The 19,086-nt window shown below is 63.6% G+C and carries 14 protein-coding genes and 2 pseudogenes; 4 read left to right on the top strand and 12 right to left on the bottom strand.

Annotation, left to right across the window (positions count from 1 at the left end; all coding sequences use genetic code 11):
• Positions 1-41: 41 nt before the first annotated feature.
• Positions 42-1,005 (bottom strand): annotated as a pseudogene (gene trxB / locus ACVWZT_RS04880) (thioredoxin-disulfide reductase).
• A gap of 329 nt (positions 1,006-1,334) precedes the next feature.
• Here trxB and cysZ point away from each other — a divergent pair.
• Positions 1,335-2,063: a sulfate transporter CysZ gene (gene cysZ / locus ACVWZT_RS04885; RefSeq protein ID WP_457468401.1), complete on the top strand. Its 729-nt coding sequence runs from the start codon at positions 1,335-1,337 to the stop codon at positions 2,061-2,063.
• A 52-nt stretch (positions 2,064-2,115) separates the two neighbouring features.
• On the opposite strand, the gene ACVWZT_RS04890 is transcribed toward cysZ, so the two are convergent.
• Positions 2,116-2,649 carry a methyl-accepting chemotaxis protein gene (locus ACVWZT_RS04890; RefSeq protein ID WP_457472022.1) on the bottom strand — a complete coding sequence of 178 codons (534 nt, stop codon included), beginning with the start codon at positions 2,647-2,649 and terminating at the stop codon, positions 2,116-2,118.
• A 60-nt stretch (positions 2,650-2,709) separates the two neighbouring features.
• Positions 2,710-3,453: pseudogene (locus ACVWZT_RS04895) on the bottom strand (PAS domain-containing protein); the annotation flags it as partial.
• A gap of 156 nt (positions 3,454-3,609) precedes the next feature.
• Here ACVWZT_RS04895 and ACVWZT_RS04900 point away from each other — a divergent pair.
• Positions 3,610-4,827 carry a glycosyltransferase family 4 protein gene (locus tag ACVWZT_RS04900; RefSeq protein ID WP_457468403.1) on the top strand — a complete coding sequence of 406 codons (1,218 nt, stop codon included), beginning with the start codon at positions 3,610-3,612 and terminating at the stop codon, positions 4,825-4,827.
• 114 nt (positions 4,828-4,941) lie between these two features.
• On the opposite strand, the gene ACVWZT_RS04905 is transcribed toward ACVWZT_RS04900, so the two are convergent.
• Together ACVWZT_RS04905 and ACVWZT_RS04910 are read right to left on the bottom strand one after the other, a co-directional pair.
• Complete coding sequence (locus ACVWZT_RS04905; RefSeq protein WP_170028290.1) at positions 4,942-5,424, bottom strand: glutathione peroxidase; 483 nt, start codon at positions 5,422-5,424, stop codon at positions 4,942-4,944.
• Positions 5,425-5,567: 143 nt separating this feature from the next.
• Positions 5,568-6,053 (bottom strand): FKBP-type peptidyl-prolyl cis-trans isomerase, encoded by a 486-nt coding sequence (locus ACVWZT_RS04910; protein WP_170028289.1) that lies wholly within the window; start codon positions 6,051-6,053, stop codon positions 5,568-5,570.
• Between ACVWZT_RS04910 and ACVWZT_RS04915 the strand changes: the two genes are divergently transcribed.
• Together ACVWZT_RS04915 and pta are read left to right on the top strand one after the other, a co-directional pair.
• The gene (locus tag ACVWZT_RS04915; protein WP_296231775.1) at positions 6,052-6,354 is read left to right on the top strand and encodes a DUF3565 domain-containing protein; all 303 of its coding nucleotides are present in this window, start codon (positions 6,052-6,054) and stop codon (positions 6,352-6,354) included. The two genes, ACVWZT_RS04910 and ACVWZT_RS04915, sit on opposite strands and share 2 nt — an antisense overlap.
• Positions 6,355-6,385: 31 nt before the next feature.
• Positions 6,386-8,473: a phosphate acetyltransferase gene (gene pta / locus ACVWZT_RS04920; protein WP_296231776.1), complete on the top strand. Its 2,088-nt coding sequence runs from the start codon at positions 6,386-6,388 to the stop codon at positions 8,471-8,473.
• Between the two features lie 33 nt (positions 8,474-8,506).
• Here the strand turns inward: pta and ACVWZT_RS04925 are convergent, their stop codons facing one another.
• From ACVWZT_RS04925 to ACVWZT_RS04955, 7 genes are all read right to left on the bottom strand, one after another.
• Positions 8,507-9,226, bottom strand: coding sequence for an OmpA family protein (locus ACVWZT_RS04925; RefSeq protein WP_225780436.1), 720 nt, complete (start codon positions 9,224-9,226; stop codon positions 8,507-8,509).
• 108 nt (positions 9,227-9,334) lie between these two features.
• Positions 9,335-9,979, bottom strand: coding sequence for an MBL fold metallo-hydrolase (locus ACVWZT_RS04930; protein WP_457468406.1), 645 nt, complete (start codon positions 9,977-9,979; stop codon positions 9,335-9,337).
• Between the two features lie 98 nt (positions 9,980-10,077).
• A complete protein-coding gene (locus ACVWZT_RS04935) occupies positions 10,078-10,770 on the bottom strand; it encodes a sensor histidine kinase (protein WP_296231778.1) in 693 nt (230 codons plus the stop codon).
• Positions 10,767-12,374: a response regulator gene (locus ACVWZT_RS04940; protein ID WP_457468408.1), complete on the bottom strand. Its 1,608-nt coding sequence runs from the start codon at positions 12,372-12,374 to the stop codon at positions 10,767-10,769. Before ACVWZT_RS04940 ends, ACVWZT_RS04935 begins: the two co-directional genes overlap by 4 nt.
• A 159-nt stretch (positions 12,375-12,533) precedes the next feature.
• On the bottom strand, positions 12,534-15,251 hold the full coding sequence (locus ACVWZT_RS04945; protein ID WP_457468409.1) for a LuxR C-terminal-related transcriptional regulator: 2,718 nt from the start codon (positions 15,249-15,251) through the stop codon (positions 12,534-12,536).
• A gap of 241 nt (positions 15,252-15,492) precedes the next feature.
• Complete coding sequence (locus tag ACVWZT_RS04950; protein WP_296231781.1) at positions 15,493-16,857, bottom strand: DUF1329 domain-containing protein; 1,365 nt, start codon at positions 16,855-16,857, stop codon at positions 15,493-15,495.
• 25 nt (positions 16,858-16,882) lie between these two features.
• The gene (locus tag ACVWZT_RS04955; RefSeq protein ID WP_457468412.1) at positions 16,883-18,769 is read right to left on the bottom strand and encodes a DUF1302 domain-containing protein; all 1,887 of its coding nucleotides are present in this window, start codon (positions 18,767-18,769) and stop codon (positions 16,883-16,885) included.
• Positions 18,770-19,086 lie beyond the last annotated feature (317 nt).

Below are 19,086 nucleotides of genomic sequence, written 5' to 3' on the forward strand. Positions count from 1 at the left end.
TGTGTCGCGATGGGCCGCAAAGCGGCCCCTGCATTTGCGGATCAGAACGAGGCGTTGGCCAGGCCATCCAGGTAACGCTCGACGTCCAGCGCCGCCATGCAACCGGCACCGGCCGAGGTGATGGCCTGGCGGTAAACGTGGTCGGCCACGTCACCGGCAGCGAACACGCCCTCGACGTTGGTGGCGGTGGCATTGCCTTCACGGCCACCGTTGACCACCAGGTAGCCGTCCTTCAGGGTCAGCTGGCCTTCGAACAGCGAGGTGTTCGGGGTGTGGCCGATAGCGATGAACACGCCGTCGACCTTGATTTCGTCGCTGCTGCCGTCGTTGTTCTTCAGGCGCGCACCGGTCACCCCCATGTTGTCCCCCAGGACTTCATCCAGGGTGGCGTTGAGCTTGAGCTCGATCTTGCCTTCGGCGACACGTGCGTGCAGCTTGTCGACCAGGATCTTCTCGGCGCGGAAGGTATCGCGACGGTGCACCAGGGTCACCTTGCTGGCGATGTTGGCCAGGTACAGCGCCTCTTCAACGGCAGTATTGCCGCCGCCTACCACGGCAACCGGCTTGTTGCGGTAGAAGAAACCGTCACAGGTGGCGCAGGCCGACACACCTTTGCCCATGAACGCTTCTTCGGATGGCAGGCCCAGGTAGCGGGCGCTGGCACCGGTGGCGATGATCAGTGCATCGCAGGTGTACTTGCCGCTGTCGCCCTGCAGGGTGAAGGGTTTGTTGGCCAGGTCGACAGCGTTGATGTGGTCGAAGACGATTTCGGTTTCGAAACGTTCGGCGTGCTCCTGCATGCGCTGCATCAGTGCCGGGCCGGTCAGGCCATGGGGGTCACCCGGCCAGTTGTCGACTTCGGTGGTGGTGGTCAGCTGGCCGCCGGCCTGCATGCCGGTGATCAGCAGCCGGCTTGAGGTTGGCCCGGGCGGCGTACACCGCGGCGCTGTAGCCGGCAGGGCCGGAACCGAGAATGATGACGCGCGAATGACGTACTTCAGACATGTCGAACTCCTGTCGAGCGGGCCGCATGGGCCGGCAGCGTGTGCGCCGGCTGGGCCAGCTGGAATTTAAAAAGGACCCACGCAGCACTTGGGGAAGGCTACAACGCGCAGGCCCGAAAAGCGGAAAGTTGAACGCACTGTAGCGAGGTGGCAAAGATTAAGGAAATATCCTTAGACAATCCACCTCATAGGCATCGCCTATTCAGGGATTTGTTCGGATAGCTTGGCTGGCCTATTTGTTACGCGCCGTTTCCCGACCGCTGCCCGCCTTTCGTCGGCGCGGCAAACTCGGTAAGGTCAGCGCGTTTTCCTTCTCTGCGGAGTCTCCCGATGCAAGCCCCTGTCCTGTCCGGCCCCCAGTACCTGCGCGAAGGCCTGAAACTGGTGCTGAGTCCCAACCTGCGGTTGTTCGTGCTGTTGCCGCTGGCGGTCAACTTGCTGCTGTTCGGTGGCCTGATCTACTTCGCCGGCCACCAGTTCAGCCTGTGGGTGGATGCCCTGATGCCCACCCTGCCGAACTGGCTGAGTTTCCTTACCTATATCCTCTGGCCGCTGTTCGTCGCCCTGGTGGTACTGATGGTGTTCTTCACCTTCACCCTGGTCGCCAACATCATTGCCGCGCCGTTCAATGGCTTCCTGGCGGAAAAAGTCGAGGTGGTGCTGCGTGGCCAGGACAACTTCCCGGCCTTCAGCTGGGGTGAGCTGGTAGCCATGGTGCCACGCACCTTCGGCCGCGAAATGCGCAAGCTGGGCTACTTCCTGCCGCGAGCCATCGGCCTGTTCATCCTGTCGCTGGTCCCGGTGGTCAACGTGGTGGCGGCGCCGCTGTGGCTGATCTTCGGGGTCTGGATGATGGCGATCCAGTACATCGACTACCCGGCGGACAACAACAAGATGAGCTGGCAGGACATGCTCGCCTGGCTGCGCCAGAAGCGCTGGCAGTCGCTGGGTTTTGGCGGGATTACCTACCTGGCGCTGATGATACCGCTGGTGAACGTGCTGATGATGCCGGCCGCGGTGGCCGGCGCCACGTTGTTCTGGGTGCGGGAGCGCAACTGATCGCGATGTAACACCGCCCCTGTGGGAACGGCTTCACCCGCTCCCACAGGCTTCACTGCCCCAACCGGCTGGAGAACTGCCCCACCACGTCCACCACCCGCTTCGCTCCTTCCTGAATCTCGACAATCACCCCGCCGGTTTCATCAGCCAGCGCCAGCCCCTGCTCGGCCTGGCGCTTGCTGGTGTCGATGATGGCCACCGCCGCCTGGGCCAGCTGCTCGTTCTGCTGCACCACCCGGGCGATTTCCTCGGTGGCGGTGCTGGTGCGCGAGGCCAGCTGGCGCACTTCATCGGCGACCACGGCGAAGCCACGGCCCTGCTCGCCAGCGCGGGCCGCCTCGATGGCCGCGTTGAGCGCCAGCAGGTTGGTCTGCCCGGCAATGTCGCTGATGGTCTTGATGATCGAGCCGATCACCCGCGACTGGGTGTCCAGCGCCTGGATGCCTTCGGCCGCTTCTTGCATCGAGGCTTCCAGGCCGCGCATCACGCTGACGGTCTGGGTGACCACTTCGGTGGCCTTGCGTGCACTGGCGTCGGTGCCTACCGAGGTGTTGAAGGCCACATCCGCCGCCTCGGCCACCGCCATCTCCTGGTTGACCTGGTCGGTAATCACGGTGGCGAACTTGACCACTTTGTAAAGCACGTCGTGGGCGTCGAAGATCGGGTTGTACGAGGCTTCCAGCCAGATAACCCGCCCGTGGGCATCGATACGCTTGAAGCGATCGGCAATGTACTCGCCACGGCGCAGCTTTTCCCAGAAAGCCTGGTAGGCCGGCGAATTGACCTCCTCCGGCTCGCAGAACATGCGGTGATGCTTGCCACGGATCTGCTCCAGGCGATAGCCGACGGTGGCCAGGAATCGTTCGTTGGCCGTGAGGATGGTGCCATCGAGGTCGAATTCGATCACCGCGGTCGAGCGCATCAGCGCCTTGATCAGGCTTTCATGCTCGCGGGAGGTTTCGATGGTGCGGGTAAGGTCGCTGGAGTGCAGCGTGAAATACTTGATACGCCCCTCGCTGTTCCTGACCGGTTGCAGGATCGACCGCAACCAGGCTTCCTGGCCATTGCCACGCAGCAGACGGAAGGCGCCGTGGAGGTGTTCACCGCGGCTGATTGCACCTTTCATGCGCTGGTAGAAATCCAGTGACTTCACTTGTGCCGGGACAATCTCTTCGATGTTGCGGCCAAGCAGTTGATCGGCACGGTAAAGCATTTCTCTTTCGAAGTTGCCGTTGACCATCTCGATCCGCCCCTGGGGGTCGAGTTGCAGCACCAGCATCTCGTTGTCGAGACTACTCTTGACCTGTTCGATGGACATCAGGTCTTCGCGCAGCTGGCGGATTTCTTGCTTGAGCTTGTTGTTGAACATCACCGCTCTCCCGGAGCGCATCAGGTCGTCATATGCTTCTTCATCGGCTGCCCGTGGGACCTTCTTGAGCGCCTTGAAAGGAATATTTCACAAAGCGAAAGGCGTCAGCGAGCAAGCGTCATCCGGACGTCACGCAGCGGTCACATCGGCGCAACCTGGCAGGTGGAAACTTTTGTCATGAATACACCCGCCCTACGCATTACCTTGGTCAGCGAAACCTTCCCACCGGAAATCAACGGCGTGGCCAACACCCTTGGCCGCCTCAGCGAGGGGCTGCGCCAGCGCGGCCACAAGGTCGAGGTGGTGCGCCCGCGCCAGGCCGGTGAAGGGCCGCTGTACAACGACCCGGAGCTGATGCTGTGCCGTGGCTGGCCGCTGCCTGGCTACCCTGGCTTGCAGTGGGGCGAAGTATCGATGCACAAACTGTTACGGCATTGGCGCCGGCAGCGCCCGGACGTGCTGTACATCGCCACTGAAGGGCCGCTGGGGCTCAGCGCCCTGCGCGCCGCGCGCCGTCTGGGGGTGGCAGTGGTGAGTGGCTTTCATACCAATTTCCCACAGTATTCCGGCCAGTACGGGCTGGGCCTGCTGGCGCGCTTGCTTACCCATTACCTGCGCTGGTTCCATCGGCGTACAGCCACCACCCTGGTCCCCAGCCTCAGCCAGCGCCTGGAGCTTGAACGCCGTGGTTTCGAACGCCTGGAACTGCTGGCAAGGGGGGTCGATGCCTGCCTGTTCAACCCGGCGCGGCGTAGCCAGGCATTGCGCGACAGCTGGGGACTTGCCCCGGACGATATCGCCGTGCTGCATGTCGGTCGGTTGGCAGTGGAAAAGAACCTGGGCTTGCTGCGCCCCTGCCTCGACGCCCTGCAGAAGGCTTATCCACACAAACGCCTGCGCCTGATACTGGTGGGCGATGGCCCGCAACGTACCGCCCTCCGCCAGCAGTTGCCCGAGGCCGTGTTCTGCGGCGCCCAGCGCGGCGAGCTGCTGGCCGAGCACTACGCCAGCGGTGACTTGTTCCTGTTCCCGAGCCTGACCGAGACCTTTGGCAACGTGGTGCTCGAAGCCATGGCCTCGGGGCTGGCGGTGGTCGCCTATGACGAGGCGGCCGCAGCGCAGCATATTCGCCATGGCCACAGCGGTGCACTGGCCATGCCCGGGGACCAGGCGGCATTCGTCGATGCCGCCTGCTGGCTGCTGGAAGAAGCGGAAACCTTGCGCCGGGTGCGCCTGAATGCACGGCAGCATGCCAGCCGCCAGGGCTGGCCGGCGATTGTCGAGCAGTTCGAGGGTTACCTGTATAGCGCCTGCCAGCAAACCGGCCCGGCACCTGGACAAACCGAAGCAGCCACGCTCAGGGTCAAGCCTGGCTCAACTGCACCTCGCAGCTGAACGATCAACGGATGCGTGCGCCCGTTCCCGACCAGCCAGCTCGACTCGTGATCACATGATGCCCAGGGCAGGTGCGGGTTGCCGGCGATGGGCCGCAAAGCGGCCCTGCGCTGGTCAGGCAAGCGCTTTTTCGATGGCCTGCACCACTGCCGGATCATCCGGTGCGGTGCGTGGCGAGAAGCGCGCCAGCACCCGCCCGTCCTTGCCCACCAGGAACTTCTCGAAGTTCCAGGTAATGTCGCCGGGGAACTCGGCACCCTCCCCCGCCAGCAGGCGATACAGCGAATGGCGGTGCGGCCCGTTGACTTCCAGCTTGGCCCCCAGCGGGAAACTCACCCCATAGTTGAGACTGCAGAACTCCTGGATTTCCTTTTCACTGCCCGGCTCCTGCCCGGCAAACTGGTTGCACGGCAGGCCAAGCACATTGAAGCCTTTGTCCTTGTAGTCCTGGTAGAGGTTTTCCAGGGCCTTGTACTGCGGCGTGAGGCCACACTTGGAAGCAACGTTGACCACCAGCACCACTTGGCCCTTGAAGGGGGCGAGAGGCAGCTCCCCGCCGTTCAGCGCGTCCAGTTTCAGGTCGTGAAATGCACTCATGATGAATCCCTCTCAGGTTGCCGGTTGCCGCACAGGCGAATTGCGCCCATTAAAAAGGCGCCCGTCCAAGCCGCCCACCTCCCGAAGGAAGACAAGTCGGCTTGCCCGAGCGCCTGGCGACTTTCTGAGCTTAGCGCAGAAAATCAGTGGTGATGGCCACCTTCACCGTGGATGTGACGGTGAGCGATTTCTTCATCGCTGGCGTCACGCACGTTGACGACCTTGACCTGGAAGGTCAGGCGCTGGCCGGCCAGCGGGTGGTTGCCGTCAACGGTGATGTCGTCGCCGTCGATGTCGCGGATGGTGACGATCTGCATCTGGCCATCCGGCGCCGAAGCGTGGAACTGCATGCCCACTTCCAGCTCGTCGACACCCTCGAACAGGCTGCGGTTCAGGGTGCTGACCAGCTCGGCCAGGTATTCGCCGTAGGCATCTTCCGGCTCGACGGAAACGTTCAGCTCGTCACCGGCCTGCTTGCCTTCCAGGGCTTTTTCCAGGCCCGGGATGATGTTGCCGGCACCGTGCAGGTAAACCAGCGGCGCGCCACCGGCGGAGCTGTCGATGGTCTCCCCGGCGTCGTTGGTCAGGGTATAGTCGATGGAGACAGCCTTGTTGGCGGCGATCAGCATGGGGCAAGACCTTTTGCAAAAGAATGTAGAGCGGACAAGTGTAACCAAGCCATCGTCCGATTGCGACCGCACTGCGGACGAGCAGCGGCCCATCAGTCGGATCACCGGCTTCCACCAGGACGAGGAAGGCCACTGGGTGGCCGAACTGTCCTGCGGCCATACCCAGCATCTGCGCCACCAGCCGCCGTGGCAGGCACGCCCCTGGGTGCTGGACCCGGCCCAGCGCGCGCAGCGCATCGGCCAGCCTTTCACGTGTGGCTGGTGCGCACAGGGGGCCGATAGCGCTACCCTTGGCCGTTGATTTCTTGCACCGCTTATTTCGAGAAGCACGCATGCAGACATTTTTCATTGCGCCGACCGACTTCGGTGTCGGCCTCACCTCCATCAGCCTCGGCCTGGTACGTACCTTGGAACGCGCCGGCCTGAAGGTTGGCTTCTTCAAGCCGATCGCCCAGCCCCACCCCGGTGATACCGGCCCCGAACGCTCCACCGAACTGGTCGCCCGTACCCACGGCATCAAGCCACCGGTACCGCTGAGCCTGGCCCACGTCGAGCGCATGCTCGGCGAAGGCCAGCTGGACGAACTGCTCGAGGAAATCATCCGCCTGTACCAGCAAGCCTGCATCGGCAACGACGTGGTAGTGGTCGAAGGCATGGTGCCAACGCGCCACGCCAGTTATGCGGCGCGGGTCAACCTGCACCTGGCAAAGAGCCTGGATGCCGAGGTGATCCTGGTCTCGGCACCGGAAAACGAAGTACTCAGCGAGCTGTCTGGCCGGGTCGAACTGCAGGCGCAGCTGTTCGGCGGCCCGCGTGATCCGAAAGTGCTCGGGGTGATCCTCAACAAGGTGCGCACCGACGAAAGCATGGCGGAGTTTTCCGCGCGCCTGCGCGAGCACTCGCCGCTGCTGCGCGGCGACGACTTCCGCCTGCTCGGTTGCATCCCCTACCAAGCGGAACTGAACGCCCCGCGCACCCGCGACGTGGCCGACCTGCTCGGCGCCCAGGTACTCAACGCCGGTGACTACGAGCAGCGGCGCATGAGCAAGATCATCATCTGCGCACGCACCGTGGCCAATACGGTGCCGCTGCTGACTTCGGGCACGCTGGTGGTCACCCCGGGCGACCGCGACGACATCATCCTCGCCGTCAGCCTCGCGGCGATCAACGGCGTACCGCTGGCCGGCCTGCTGCTGACCAGCGACAGCAAGCCTGACGCACGCATCCTGGGCCTGTGCCGTGGCGCCCTGCAGGCAGGCCTGCCGATCCTGTCGGTCAGTACCGGTTCGTACGACACCGCCAACCAGCTCAACTCGCTGAACCGGGAAATCCCGGTGGACGACCGCGAGCGCGCCGAGTTCATCACCGATTTCGTCGCCAGCCACCTCGACGCGGCCTGGTTGCACCAGCGTTGCGGTACTCCGCGCGAACTACGCCTGTCACCGGCCGTGTTCCGCTACCAGTTGATCCAGCGGGCGCAGCAAGCCAACAAGCGTATCGTCCTGCCGGAAGGCGCCGAGCCGCTGCTGGTACAGGCTGCGGCCATCTGCCAGGCCCGTGGCATCGCCCGCTGCGTGCTGCTGGCCAAGCCCGAGGACGTCGACGCCGTGGCACGTGCCCAGGGCATCACCTTGCCGCCAGGCCTGGAAATCCTCGACCCGGAGCTGATCCGCGGGCGCTATGTGGAACCGATGGTCGAACTGCGCAAGAGCAAGAACCTCAATGCGCCGATGGCCGAGCAGCAACTGGAAGACCCGGTGGTGATCGGCACCATGATGCTGGCGCTGGACGAAGTGGATGGCCTGGTCTCGGGCCTGGTGCATTCGACTGCCAACACCATCCGCCCGGCCCTGCAGCTGATCAAGACCGCACCCGGTTCGAGCCTGGTGTCGTCGGTGTTCTTCATGTTGTTCCCGGAACAGGTGCTGGTGTACGGCGACTGCGTGATGAACCCGCACCCGAGCGCTGCCGAACTGGCCGAAATCGCCCGGCAGAGCGCCGACTCGGCGCAGGCATTCGGCATCGCACCGCGGGTGGCGATGATCAGTTACTCAAGCGATTCGGCCAGCGACGAGGAAGTCGAGAAAGTGCGCGAAGCGACCCGCCTGGCGCAGGCTGCGACAGAGGCGCTGCTGATCGATGGGCCGTTGCAGTATGACGCCGCAGCCAACCCGGCGATTGCCCGGCAGCTGGCGCCAGACAGCCCGGTGGCCGGGCGTGCCACGGTGTTCGTGTTCCCCGACCTGAATACCGGCAACACCACGCACAAGGCGGTGCAGCGCAGCACCGACGGCGTCAGCCTGGGGCCCATGCTGCAGGGGCTGCGCAAGCCAGTGAACGACTTGCCGCGCGGGGCGCAGGTAGACGATATCGTGCATACCATCGCCCTTACGGCGATCCAGGCCAGCGTGACGGGTTAGAAACCGGGGCTGCTTTGCAGCCCCAGGTATCGGTCAGGGATACTGCTGAACCTGGCCCTGCTGGTCATACTGCTGACCCGGAATCGGCTTCAGGTTCACTTCCACCCGACGGTTCTGTGCACGCCCGTTGGCATCGGCGTTGCTGGCGATCGGCTGATCCGGGCCCATGCCGCGCACCGAAATTCGCGAGGCGTCCACGCCCTGCGAGGTCAGGTAGGTGCTGACCGCCTGCGCGCGACGCTGGGACAGGTCCATGTTGTGCTGGCGGCTGCCGGTGCTGTCGGTGAAGCCGACCACTTCGATGGTGTTCTGGTTGAACTGCTTGAACGAGCTGGCCAGGTTGTTCAGCGGCGAATAGAAGCTTGGCGCGATGTTGGCCGAGTCGGTGGCGAAGGTGATGTTGCCCGGCATGATCAGCTTGATCTGGTCACCCTGGCGCTGCACTTCCACACCGGTGTTGGCCATTTGCGCGCGCAGCTCGGCTTCCTGCTTGTCGGCGTAGTAGCCATAACCGGCTGCAGCGGCACCCACGGCGGCGGCGCCGATCAGCGCACCCTTGCCCCGGTTGTTGTGGTCGATGGCGGCACCGGCAATGGCACCGGCCAGCGCGCCCAGGCCGCCGTATTTGGCAGTCTTGCTCATCCCTGTGGAGCCCTGCGCCTGGCCCTGGCTGTCATAAGGGTTCTGACCGGCACAGCCAGTCATCAGGGCAGCGGCGGTTGCGACGATAATCAGACGACGCATGGTGAACATGGACAAGCTCCTACTGAATTCATGAATGCGACAGACCGCGAACGGATCTATGCCAGCCTTGGATCGCACAGGCAACGAAAAATTCCGTGAAAGTGCCTTCATGTGCCATCACGCACGTACGAAGGGGTTCTCACGCATCTCGTCGCCCAGGCGGGTATCGGGCCCATGGCCCGTCACCACAATGGCTTCTTCATCCAGCCGGTATAGCCGCTCCTTGATCGAACGCACGATAGCCCGCTGGTCGCCGCCCCACAAATCGGTGCGGCCGATGCCACGGCGGAACAGGGTATCACCGGCAATCAGCAACTTGGCGTCGGCAAACCAGAAACTCATCGAGCCCGGTGTGTGGCCGGGCGTATGCAGGGCTACGCCACAACCGCAGGCCAGCTCTTCGTCGTCACCCAGCCAGCGGTCGGGCGCAGGGACCGGGGTGTAGGGTACGCCGAACATCTGGCATTGCATTTCCAGGTTGTCCCACAGCACCTGGTCGTCCTTGTGCAGGTGCAGGGTCGCGCCGGTCAGCTCCTTGAGCTTGCCGGACGCCAGGAAGTGATCGAAGTGCGCGTGGGTATGAATGATGCTCACCAGCGCCAGGCCATGGGCCTGCAGGCGGGCAAGAATCTTCTCCGGATCACCACTCGGGTCGACGACGATGGCCTTCTTGCTCAGCGGGTCGCCAATCAGGGTGCAATTACATTGCAAGGGGCCTACAGGGAAGGTTTCGCGAATAAGCGCTGACGATGGATTGTGCATGGGAATAGGGGGACCGGTTAGTCGAAGAGCGTTTGCACGCGTGCGAGTGCGTCGAGCATGACAAATCCGCAAGAAGTTCGCACTGCAATCCTGCCAGTTCACGGCAGGAACAGTTTGAACAGCCCCCCTCCAAGCGCTCCGCCATTGGAGATCTCTATGCGCCCGCGCACCCCGCCACTTTCATGCAGCGCCGCGATGCGCGCGGCAAAATAAAGGCCAAGGCCGGTGCTGCCGCTGTTCGAATCGATGCCCTGGCTGAACTCTTCCTGGCGTTCGAGCATGCGCTGTGGATAGCCCGGGCCGTCATCGTTGACACAGATGGCCAGCTGGTTGTCGGCTTCCTCGATGGTAATCAGCAAGGCATGCGCGGCGAAGCGGGTGGCGTTGGTGATGACGTTGGCGACCACCGAGGCCACCAGTTCGCGGTCGAAGAAGCCCAGTGGGTTATCAGTGTCGATGCGCCAGGTGGCGAGGATGTCCTTGTGCCTGAGCACTTCCTCGTGGGCCGCCAGCTGGGCTTCGATGAAGTCGTCCAGCTCGTGGTAGTCCGGGCACACCGGCAGCTGGTTGACACCCAGCTTGTACAACCCCAATAGCTGCACCAGCATGCCGTTGAGGTGGCGAAACTCATGCTCCATCACGCCCTGCTCGGCCCCCCCGCGCAGTTCCTCGGGCAAGCGCTCCACCCACTGGTTGTGGGACTGGATAAGCGCCGACAGGGAATTCTTCAGGTCGTGCACGGTGGAGGCGATCACCGTGGAAAAATCCAGCCCCTGGTTGTCTTGATTCATGCGCCGAACACCCGGATATGCAATTTGCGGTAACGGTCGTAACGGTTGTCGCTGACAGGGATACCGGCCACGCTGGTCAGGGCGTCGCGACACTCCTGCATGATTGCCGGCTGCGGGTTGTCACCGCCGATGCGCAGCAGCGCCTGGGCGGTATTCAGGGCGATGCTGATGTTCTTAGGCTGCAACCCCAGCGCCTTGCGGAACAGCTGCAGTGCCTCGCCGAGCTGCCCGCCCTGGTAACTGCGCACGCCCTGACGGTTGAGGGTGACCGCTTCGGTAATGGCGTTGAGCACGCTCGGGTCGTCGGTCAGCTTGCCCACCTTCTCCATCACCTTGGGATCATCGCCGTAACTTTCCACGCAGCCCCTCAGCACACTGATGGCGGCAGCTTCCTGACCCATGGCCTGCAATTGCGCGGCGACGGTGAGGGCCGAATCGACCGAGAAGAACTGGTTCATCTTGTCCAGGCGCTGGATCGCCTGCTCGGTCAGCTTGGCCGCCGTTTCCGGGTCCCCGGCCTGCTGCAGGCTGGCGGCCTTCATCATCCGCGCGCGCACTTGCAACCCTTGGTCTTCCGGATTTTCCTTGGCCACCTCGCTGAGCGTGGCGTTGATCTCGACCCGGGTGCGCGCATCTAGGCCAAAACCGGCATTCTTGCTCATCAGCGCCTGCACCAGGCCAAGATTGTTCTCAGGGTCCTTGTAGCGTGAGCTCTGGCCCTGGTTGACGGCATGGCGAAACGCTTTCGAGGCACTTTCGAAGTCTTCGTTTTCCAACGCCAGCTTGCCCAGCGTCGACTGACGGCGTACCGACAACGGCGACAGCCGCACGGCTTCTTCCAGCATGTTCTGCGCACGCTTGGTTTCGCCCTGGGCCACCAGCACCTCGGCCATGCCATCGTACAGGCCCGGCATGATCGGGAAGGCCTTGAGTGCCTGCTCGTACACGCCCTGGGCCTGGGCGTTCTGGCCACGCTTGTGCATCAGGCTGCCCAGTGCCGCGTACACCCATGGCTGTGGGCGGCTGGCGAGAATGGCCTTGAGGAACTTCTCCAGCTCCTCGAAGCGGCTGAGATTGCGCAAGGCATCGGCCCGATACCGCAGGCACAGCGGCGCCAGGCGTGGGTCGCGCTTGCACAGCTCGGCGCAGGCCGCCAGCACTTCGCCCGGCCGATTGCGGTCCAGGGCCTGCAGGATCGGCTTCAGCAGGTTCTTGCGCTGGTACAGCTTCTCGACGCGCTGGGCCAGGCCAACCCGGTTGAACGGCTTGGTCAGGTAGGCATCGGGCTCGTGCTCGATGGCGCTGAGGACAATGGCCTGGCTGCTCTCGGCCGTGACCATGATGAATATGCACTCATGGCTGATGTGCTTGTCGAGGATCAAGTCTTCGAGCACCTGCTGGCCGTTCTTCTTGCCGTCGCCCAGGTGGAAGTCCTGCAGAATCACGTCATAGCGCTTCTGCGCGCACATACGCAACGCTTGCTCGCCGCTGTCGGCGGTGTCCACGTCACGCACACCCAGCTCGCGCAGCATGGAACGGGTCGACGTGCGAAAGTCGGTAAAGTCGTCGACGATCAGAAAGCTCTTTTGCCCGTACTGCAGCATCAACACGACCTGCCTTGGAATAATTGAAAAATCGCGCGAAGCGATGCCACCGCTAGCTGTATCGGCAGCTGGCCGGGAAAGATGAGGATAGAGCATTGGCTGCCGGTAACCCGGGCCCTTGATCATGACTTTAGCGGGCAATACCCGGCGCAGCCAGTGTCAGGCCAGCAGCCCCAGCGATTTGGCCTTGGCCACTGCCTGGGTGCGCCGCTCTACCCCAAGCTTGCTGTTGATATGACTGGCGTGGGTCTTCACCGTGTGCAGGGAAATGAACAACCGCTCGCTGATCTGCTGGTTGGAACACCCCTGGGCAATCAGTTCGAGCACTGCCAATTCGCGGCTGCTCAGCGTTTCACTGCCGGCGTTCCCGGCGTTGGGCATCGGCGGCAGGCGCTTGAGCAACTCGGCCTGCACCGGGCTGGCGACAGTTGCCTGCAACTGTTCGTGAAGCCATTGCGGATGTTGCTCCAGCAGTGGCTGGAACGGTTGCAGTACGCCGCCTTGGGCGGCTTCCAGCAGCCTGGGCAGCAACTGTGCGGCCTGCCCTTCGCGGCCCTCGTCCAGCAGCAAGGCAAGCCACTGGCACAGGGCATTGACGGTCAGCAGCCTGCCGCCACTGGCCTGGCCGCGCTCGACCAGGCCGGCCAGGCGTTGCTCCGCTTCGTCGCGACGCGACTGGGTACGGTCCAGCGACGCTTGTTGCAAGGCAATGTGCAACGGCAGCAACGGGTGGAACTCAGGCGCCGCCGCCGGCTGCTCGCCGCCATAGGTCTGGCCCAGCCGCAGCAGCCAGGACTCGGCCAGGTCCATGCGCCCCTGGGCAAGCCACAGCTCGCATTTGACCAGGGTGATCATGGCCAGGTAGTAGACCGGTGGTACATCCCAGATATGCATCAGCCGCTCGGCTTCGGCCAGTTCGGCAAAGGCTTCGGCAAACTGCCCTTCGCGGCCATCCAGCGTCGCAATCACGCAATGACCGATGAGCACGCTGATATCACGGCAGGCGCGCGCCTCGCCCAGCCCCGCACGCAAACGTGCACGGCCCTGGGCCGGCTGCAAGCGCGAGACCAGCAGGTAGCCTTCGTACAGGGTCAGGCGCGCACGCACGGCATACAGGCGCTGCGCCGAGAGCCCTTGCAGGCGTTGCAGCCCCTGGCGCACTTCGTCCAGCGCGCGCAGCACCTCGCCACGGGCGTGCAGCACCCGTGCGCGGTCGTAGTAAGCCAGGGCCTCGAACAACGGGTTGCCGACACGCTGCGCCAGCTCCAGTGCCTCGCGGTTCCAGCCACGGGCCCGCCAGAAATCACCATCGGCGATCGCCAGGTTTGACAACGTCGACAGGCACACCAGGCGCTGGCCATAACGCTTGCTCGGCAAGCTCTGCAGCGCCTCGCCGCAATAGGCCAGGGTGCGCTCGCGGTCGCCACGGCCACGGGCGATCACGCCGCTGAGCGCCAGCCACTGCGCCAGCATGGACTTCTGCGCGGTCGCCGAAGGCGCGGGCAGGAAGCGGCTGAGGTAACTCGCCAGTTCCTCTGCAGCGTCCAGCTGGCAGGCCAGGCCCAACGCCCAGCTGTACAGCACGATCAACCGCGGTGTGCTGATCAGCAGGCTGTCGGGCAGGTCCATCTTCCAGCGCAGCAACATGCCGACGTTCTGTTCGGCCAGCAATTGCTCCTCGGACAGGCTCTGCACCAGGTTGGCGGCGACATCGAGGTGGCCGGCCCGCAGCGCCTGCTCTACCGCCTCGTCCAGCAGGCCCTGGCTCTCGAACCAGCGGCAGGCGCGCAACTGCAGCCCTGCCAGCGGCTCGCTGGCCTGCCGGCTGCGCAACAGGTCGGAGAACAGGTGATGGTAGCGAAACCAGTGGCCATGTTCGTCCAGCGGCACCAGGAACACCTGGTGCGCCTGCAGGAAACGCAGGATCGCGGCACTGTCCTGGCGGCCACGCACGGCGTCGCACAGCGGGGCACAGAAGCGCTCTTGGCAGGCCGTGTCGTACAGGAACGCCTGCACGTCGGCGGGCAGCATGTCGATGACTTCTTCCAGCAGGTAGTCGCGGATCAGGCCCTCGCCACCATGCAGCGCCTGGGGCAGGGCCTGCTCGTCAGACGACTCGCTGGCCGCCAGCTGCCAGAAGCGCAACCCGGCCACCCAGCCGTCGCTGCGCTGGATCAGGTTGTCCAGGGCCTGGCCACGCAGGCCGGTGGGCTGGCGACCGATCACCGCCAGGGACTCTTCGGGGGTAAGGCGCAGGTCCTGCTCACTGAGCTCGACCAGTTGCCGCGACAGGCGCAGGCGCGCCAGGTGCCAGTCCGGACGCTGGCGGCTGGTAACCAGCAGCACCAGCCCGGGCGGCAGGTGATTGAGGAAGAACTGCAGGCAGCGGTCGAGCACCGGCCCCTGAGCCAGGTGATAGTCATCCAGCACCAGCAACAGCGGCGTATCGGCCTGCAGGTACAGCGCCAGCTCGTCGAGCAGGCCATCGAGCCATTCCTCGAAGGCGAACGGCTGGTGGCGCTGGCGCATCTTCAGCAGGCCCATGGCCTGGCCGCCCAACGCCGGGCAGTACTGCTGCAAGCCTTCGAGCAGGCGCTCAAGGAAGCGGCCAGGGTCGGCATCGCGTTGGCTCAGGCCCAGCCACAGGCTACGCCAGTGCTCGGGTAGTGCTTCGCAGAATTCGATGGCCAGCGAGCTTTTGCCAAACCCCGCAGGCGCGTTCACCAGCAACAGCCGCCCACCGAGGCCGGCTTGCAGCCGCTGACACAGGCGCAGGCGCGGTACATGGCCGTCCGGCAAGGGTGGGCGGAAGAAACGCCCGTCCAGCAGGCCCAGGGCCTGGCTGGCGAATCCATGCGTACGGGACAGATCTGTCATGGCCGGCTCGTTCTGTTTGGAAGACTACGGCGGTATGGATGCTTGCGAGACTAGCCGGTAACGCTGCGCATTTGAAGATGATGGGCGCAGTTGCCCCGGAAAAGACTACGACAAAAAGCAACAACGCTGTTGGACAGCGGCTGGAGCGGGGGTTTGGTGAGGTATTCAGCAGGTTTATCAGGCCGCAAGTGCCAATGGAAACGCCCCGGACAAGCCGGGGCGTTTCACGGTAGCGCAATACTTAGCGGATACCCGACTGGCGCAATGCCGCTGGCTGGAAGTCCGCCTTGCTGGCGCTGAAGCCGAAGTCGTAGGCGCGTTTCTCTTCGTTCTTCATGCCCAGGGCCAGGTAACGGCCCGACTGCAGGTCGTAGATGGCCTCCAGGGTGTACCACGGCACATCCACGTTGTAGTACGGCTGGGCATGGGCCTCGGACACCCGCCACAGCTGGCCACGGCCGTCGTACTGGTCGATCACCGCAGCCTGCCAGGTGTCTTCATCGATGTAGAAGTCACGCTTGGCGTAGATGTGCCGCTGGCCCGGCTTCAACGTCGCAACCACGTGCCACACGCGGCGCAACTCGTAACGGGCCAGGTCCTGGTTGATGTGCCCGGCCTTGATGATGTCGGTGTACTTGAGCTTGGGGTCATCCAGCTTGAAGGCGTTGGAAGCGATGTACAGCTCCTTCTTGCCTTCGAGCTTCCAGTCATAGCGGTCTGGGGCGCCATTGAACATGTCCAGGTTATCCGACGTGCGCAGGCCGTCGGCGGCGGTACCCGGGCCGTCATAGGATACCTGCGGCGCCTGCCGCACACGGCGCTGGCCAGCGTTGTAGATCCACGCCTTGCGCGGTTCCTTCACCTGGTCGAGGGTTTCGTGCACCAGCAGCACGGTCCCGGCCAGGCGTGCAGGCGCGGTCACTTCCTGCTTGAAGTAGAACAGGATATTGCCCGGGTTGTTCGGGTCGTAGTCCTTCATCCTTTCGCGGAAGACGAATTGGTCGGAGAAGTACACCGGGTTGAACGAGCCATTCTGCTGCGGCGTGGCCTGGGTCACCAGGCGGCTGACGCTGCCACCGCGGTAACGGGTGATATGGTTCCAGATCACTTCCAGGCCGCTTTTCGGGATAGGGAACGGCACGGCGGTGCGGAAGTTGCTCAAGCCGTTGCCGCCTTCGACCAAGGTGGTCTTGGTGGCGTTTTCCTTGATGGCGGCGAACACGTCAGCCGGTACCGTGGAACCACGATGGGTCTTGTATACCGGGATCTTGAAGGTGTCCGGGTAGCGCTTGAGCATGGCCAGCTGGCCCGGCGAAAGCTTGTCCTTGTACTGGTCGGCATTCTGCGCGGTGATGGTGAACAGCGGCTTTTCACTGCCGTACGGGTCGGACAGGAAGCCCCTGCCGTCGGCGCTGCCCGCGCTCTTCGACAACGGCTCCCATGGGCCGATCGAACCGTCGGCGTTGCCGGCCTTTTCGGCGCCCATCGGGGTCAGGGTGCTACCCAGCTTGGCCGCCTCGTCGGCAGATACTGCAGCCATGACGCTGGTCGCCAGCAGGGACAGGCCCAGTACACCGGCCTGCAGCAGACTTCTGGTCTTGTTCATGTCGTGTCGTCCTGGATCTGTGTGCTTAGAAGTTCACGCCGAAGCTGAGCGCGACGAAGTCACGGTCATCCACGGTGGTGTACTCGCCATCGAAGAAGTTGGTGTACGACAGGCTTGCCGTGTAGGTGTTCTGGTACTCGGCGTCGAGGCCCAGGCTGAACGCCTTGCGGCCTTCCTCGAAGTTGGCGCCAGGGCCCGGCGAGTAGCCGGAAACGTCATGCGACCAGGCCACGCTGGGTTTCAGGTTGACCCCGGCGAAAACGTCGTTGTAGTCCCAGATGACCCGAGCGCGGTAACCCCAGGAAGTACTGGTGGTAAAGCCATCGTTCTCGCAGTTGCGAGACAGGTTGGCGGTAGAGGCTCCAGCGCCTGCGCCCGCGATGGTGCTGGCATTGAGCGCCTGGCAAGTATCGGCACCACCGGTGGATGGCAGCGGGCCGGGGCCGAATACAGGGTCACGACCGTATCGGGTATCGTGCGCGCTCTCCAGGCCGCCGACATGAGTGACCCCCAACTCACCGACCACCGTCATGCGGCTGGCGCCCATCACCTGGTCGAAGAAATGCGTCAGGGTGGTCTGGAACTGCGTGATTTCCTTACGGCGGTAGCCGTGCAAGTCCTGCCCTGGCGTACCGCTCAGCAGCGATGCATTGCTCAAGGCGCCGCCAATCGGACGCACCCCGGCAAACAGGATATCCGTGGTATTGAGCTGCACGGGTGCGTTGGGGCGGTAGCTGAGTTCGCCGCTCCAGGCGGTCCCGGTGGGCAGGGTGGTGGAGAAGCTCAAGCCATAAAGGCGAATATCTTCGGGATACTCGACGAAGTACTCGGAATTGCCAGCCACGATCAGCGGTGCCAGCGCACGCAGCGGTGCAGGCAGGGCGCTCAACCCGCCAAACACGGAAGGCGGAGCACCTGTCGCGCTGAAGATCGGCGCACGGCTGTGATAGTTCATGAAATAAGCGCCGAACTCAGTATCCAGCGGCTCGAACATGTAACGCATCGCTACGCCGAACTGGCCGCTGTCGCGTGCATCACGATCAGCACCACGGCGTACCATCACCCCCTCTTCGTTGATATTCACGCCCCGGCTGGCCAGGAACTGCTGCGCCGCGCCCGGCACCGTGCGGCTGCTGTTGAGCACGCGCAGGTTGTCGGTACAACCGTCGGCAATGATGTCCGGCTGGGAGAAGAAGGTGCCGCAGTTGTCGACGACCGTCTGGTCCCATTCGATCTGGTAGAACGCCTCGGCCGACAGGTTGTCGGTGAGGCTCTGCGAAATGTAGAACATGTTGACCGGGATCAGGCCTTCCTTGATCTCGGCCCCCGGACGGCGGAACGCCGACACGTCGATCGGGTTGATCGAGTTGATGCCGCCACCGATGAAGGTACTTTCACCCCAGCTCACGACCTGCTTGCCCAGGCGTACCGAGCCCGGCTGATCGCCGATGGAATAGTTGTGGTAGACGAAGGCGTCGAGCAGCTCGGCGCCGGACGACTTGGCGCCTTCCTTGCGGTTGGAGTCGCTGATGTCCTTGAACTCCCGGCCTTCGTCCTTCAGCTCGAAGTCGTACCAGTACTTGCCACGGACGAACACACCGGTGTCGCCGTACTTGAGTTCCAGGTCATGGATACCCTTGAAGATCTTGGAGAAGGTTTCGCCCTTCTTGAAGTTCAGGTGGCCATCGTCCGATGTCTGCGACAGGCCCTTGCCGCCGTTGTTCACCCCGATCAGGTTCTTGTTGGGATTGGCTGTCGACCAGCTGGCGCCGATGGAGAGCGACGAGTCGAACTGGCCTTCGATTTCACCAATGTTGAAGCTGACAGCGAAAGCAGGACTTGCGAGCGTGGAAGCAAGGCTGACGGCCAGGGGCAACTTGGCCCGGCGCCAGAACAGGTTTGCAGATTTCATCGACGCTACTCCATGTACTTTTTTTGTTATGGCAGTGAGTCCTTTCAAGAACGGCCCGAGCGACCGGATGCAGGCTTGCGCCCGCGACGACATGGCTTGCGCATGCCGCCAACCCCCATTCCTGAAAATCCCCTGGCCCCGACTATAGCCAGCAAGGCACAGGCGCTTGATCCCTCTAAAGTGTGATTTGCGCTCCGTGCTGCCAACGCGCTGCAATCTGGTATCGGTAGCGGGCTGACAGTGCTAAAGGATGGCGTATTTCCGCCATTTGGCAAGGACCTGACCGCTCTAGGATGCGGGCCGGGTGCTGCGCACCG

Source organism: Pseudomonas sp. TE21394 (assembly GCF_054057835.1).

Excerpts from the sequence above, each read along its gene's own strand:
- pta (WP_296231776.1), top strand. The coding sequence starts at position 6,386 with ATGCAGACATTTTTCATTGCGCCGACCGACTTCGGTGTCGGCCTCACC.
- ACVWZT_RS04900 (WP_457468403.1), top strand. The coding sequence starts at position 3,610 with ATGAATACACCCGCCCTACGCATTACCTTGGTCAGCGAAACCTTCCCA.
- ACVWZT_RS04950 (WP_296231781.1), bottom strand. The coding sequence starts at position 16,857 with ATGAACAAGACCAGAAGTCTGCTGCAGGCCGGTGTACTGGGCCTGTCC.
- ACVWZT_RS04910 (WP_170028289.1), bottom strand. The coding sequence starts at position 6,053 with ATGCTGATCGCCGCCAACAAGGCTGTCTCCATCGACTATACCCTGACC.
- cysZ (WP_457468401.1), top strand. The coding sequence starts at position 1,335 with ATGCAAGCCCCTGTCCTGTCCGGCCCCCAGTACCTGCGCGAAGGCCTG.
- ACVWZT_RS04915 (WP_296231775.1), top strand. The coding sequence starts at position 6,052 with ATGGGGCAAGACCTTTTGCAAAAGAATGTAGAGCGGACAAGTGTAACC.
- ACVWZT_RS04945 (WP_457468409.1), bottom strand. The coding sequence starts at position 15,251 with ATGACAGATCTGTCCCGTACGCATGGATTCGCCAGCCAGGCCCTGGGC.
- ACVWZT_RS04935 (WP_296231778.1), bottom strand. The coding sequence starts at position 10,770 with ATGAATCAAGACAACCAGGGGCTGGATTTTTCCACGGTGATCGCCTCC.
- ACVWZT_RS04955 (WP_457468412.1), bottom strand. The coding sequence starts at position 18,769 with ATGAAATCTGCAAACCTGTTCTGGCGCCGGGCCAAGTTGCCCCTGGCC.
- ACVWZT_RS04925 (WP_225780436.1), bottom strand. The coding sequence starts at position 9,226 with ATGTTCACCATGCGTCGTCTGATTATCGTCGCAACCGCCGCTGCCCTG.
- ACVWZT_RS04940 (WP_457468408.1), bottom strand. The coding sequence starts at position 12,374 with ATGCTGCAGTACGGGCAAAAGAGCTTTCTGATCGTCGACGACTTTACC.
- ACVWZT_RS04890 (WP_457472022.1), bottom strand. The coding sequence starts at position 2,649 with ATGGCGGTGGCCGAGGCGGCGGATGTGGCCTTCAACACCTCGGTAGGC.
- ACVWZT_RS04930 (WP_457468406.1), bottom strand. The coding sequence starts at position 9,979 with ATGCACAATCCATCGTCAGCGCTTATTCGCGAAACCTTCCCTGTAGGC.
- ACVWZT_RS04905 (WP_170028290.1), bottom strand. The coding sequence starts at position 5,424 with ATGAGTGCATTTCACGACCTGAAACTGGACGCGCTGAACGGCGGGGAG.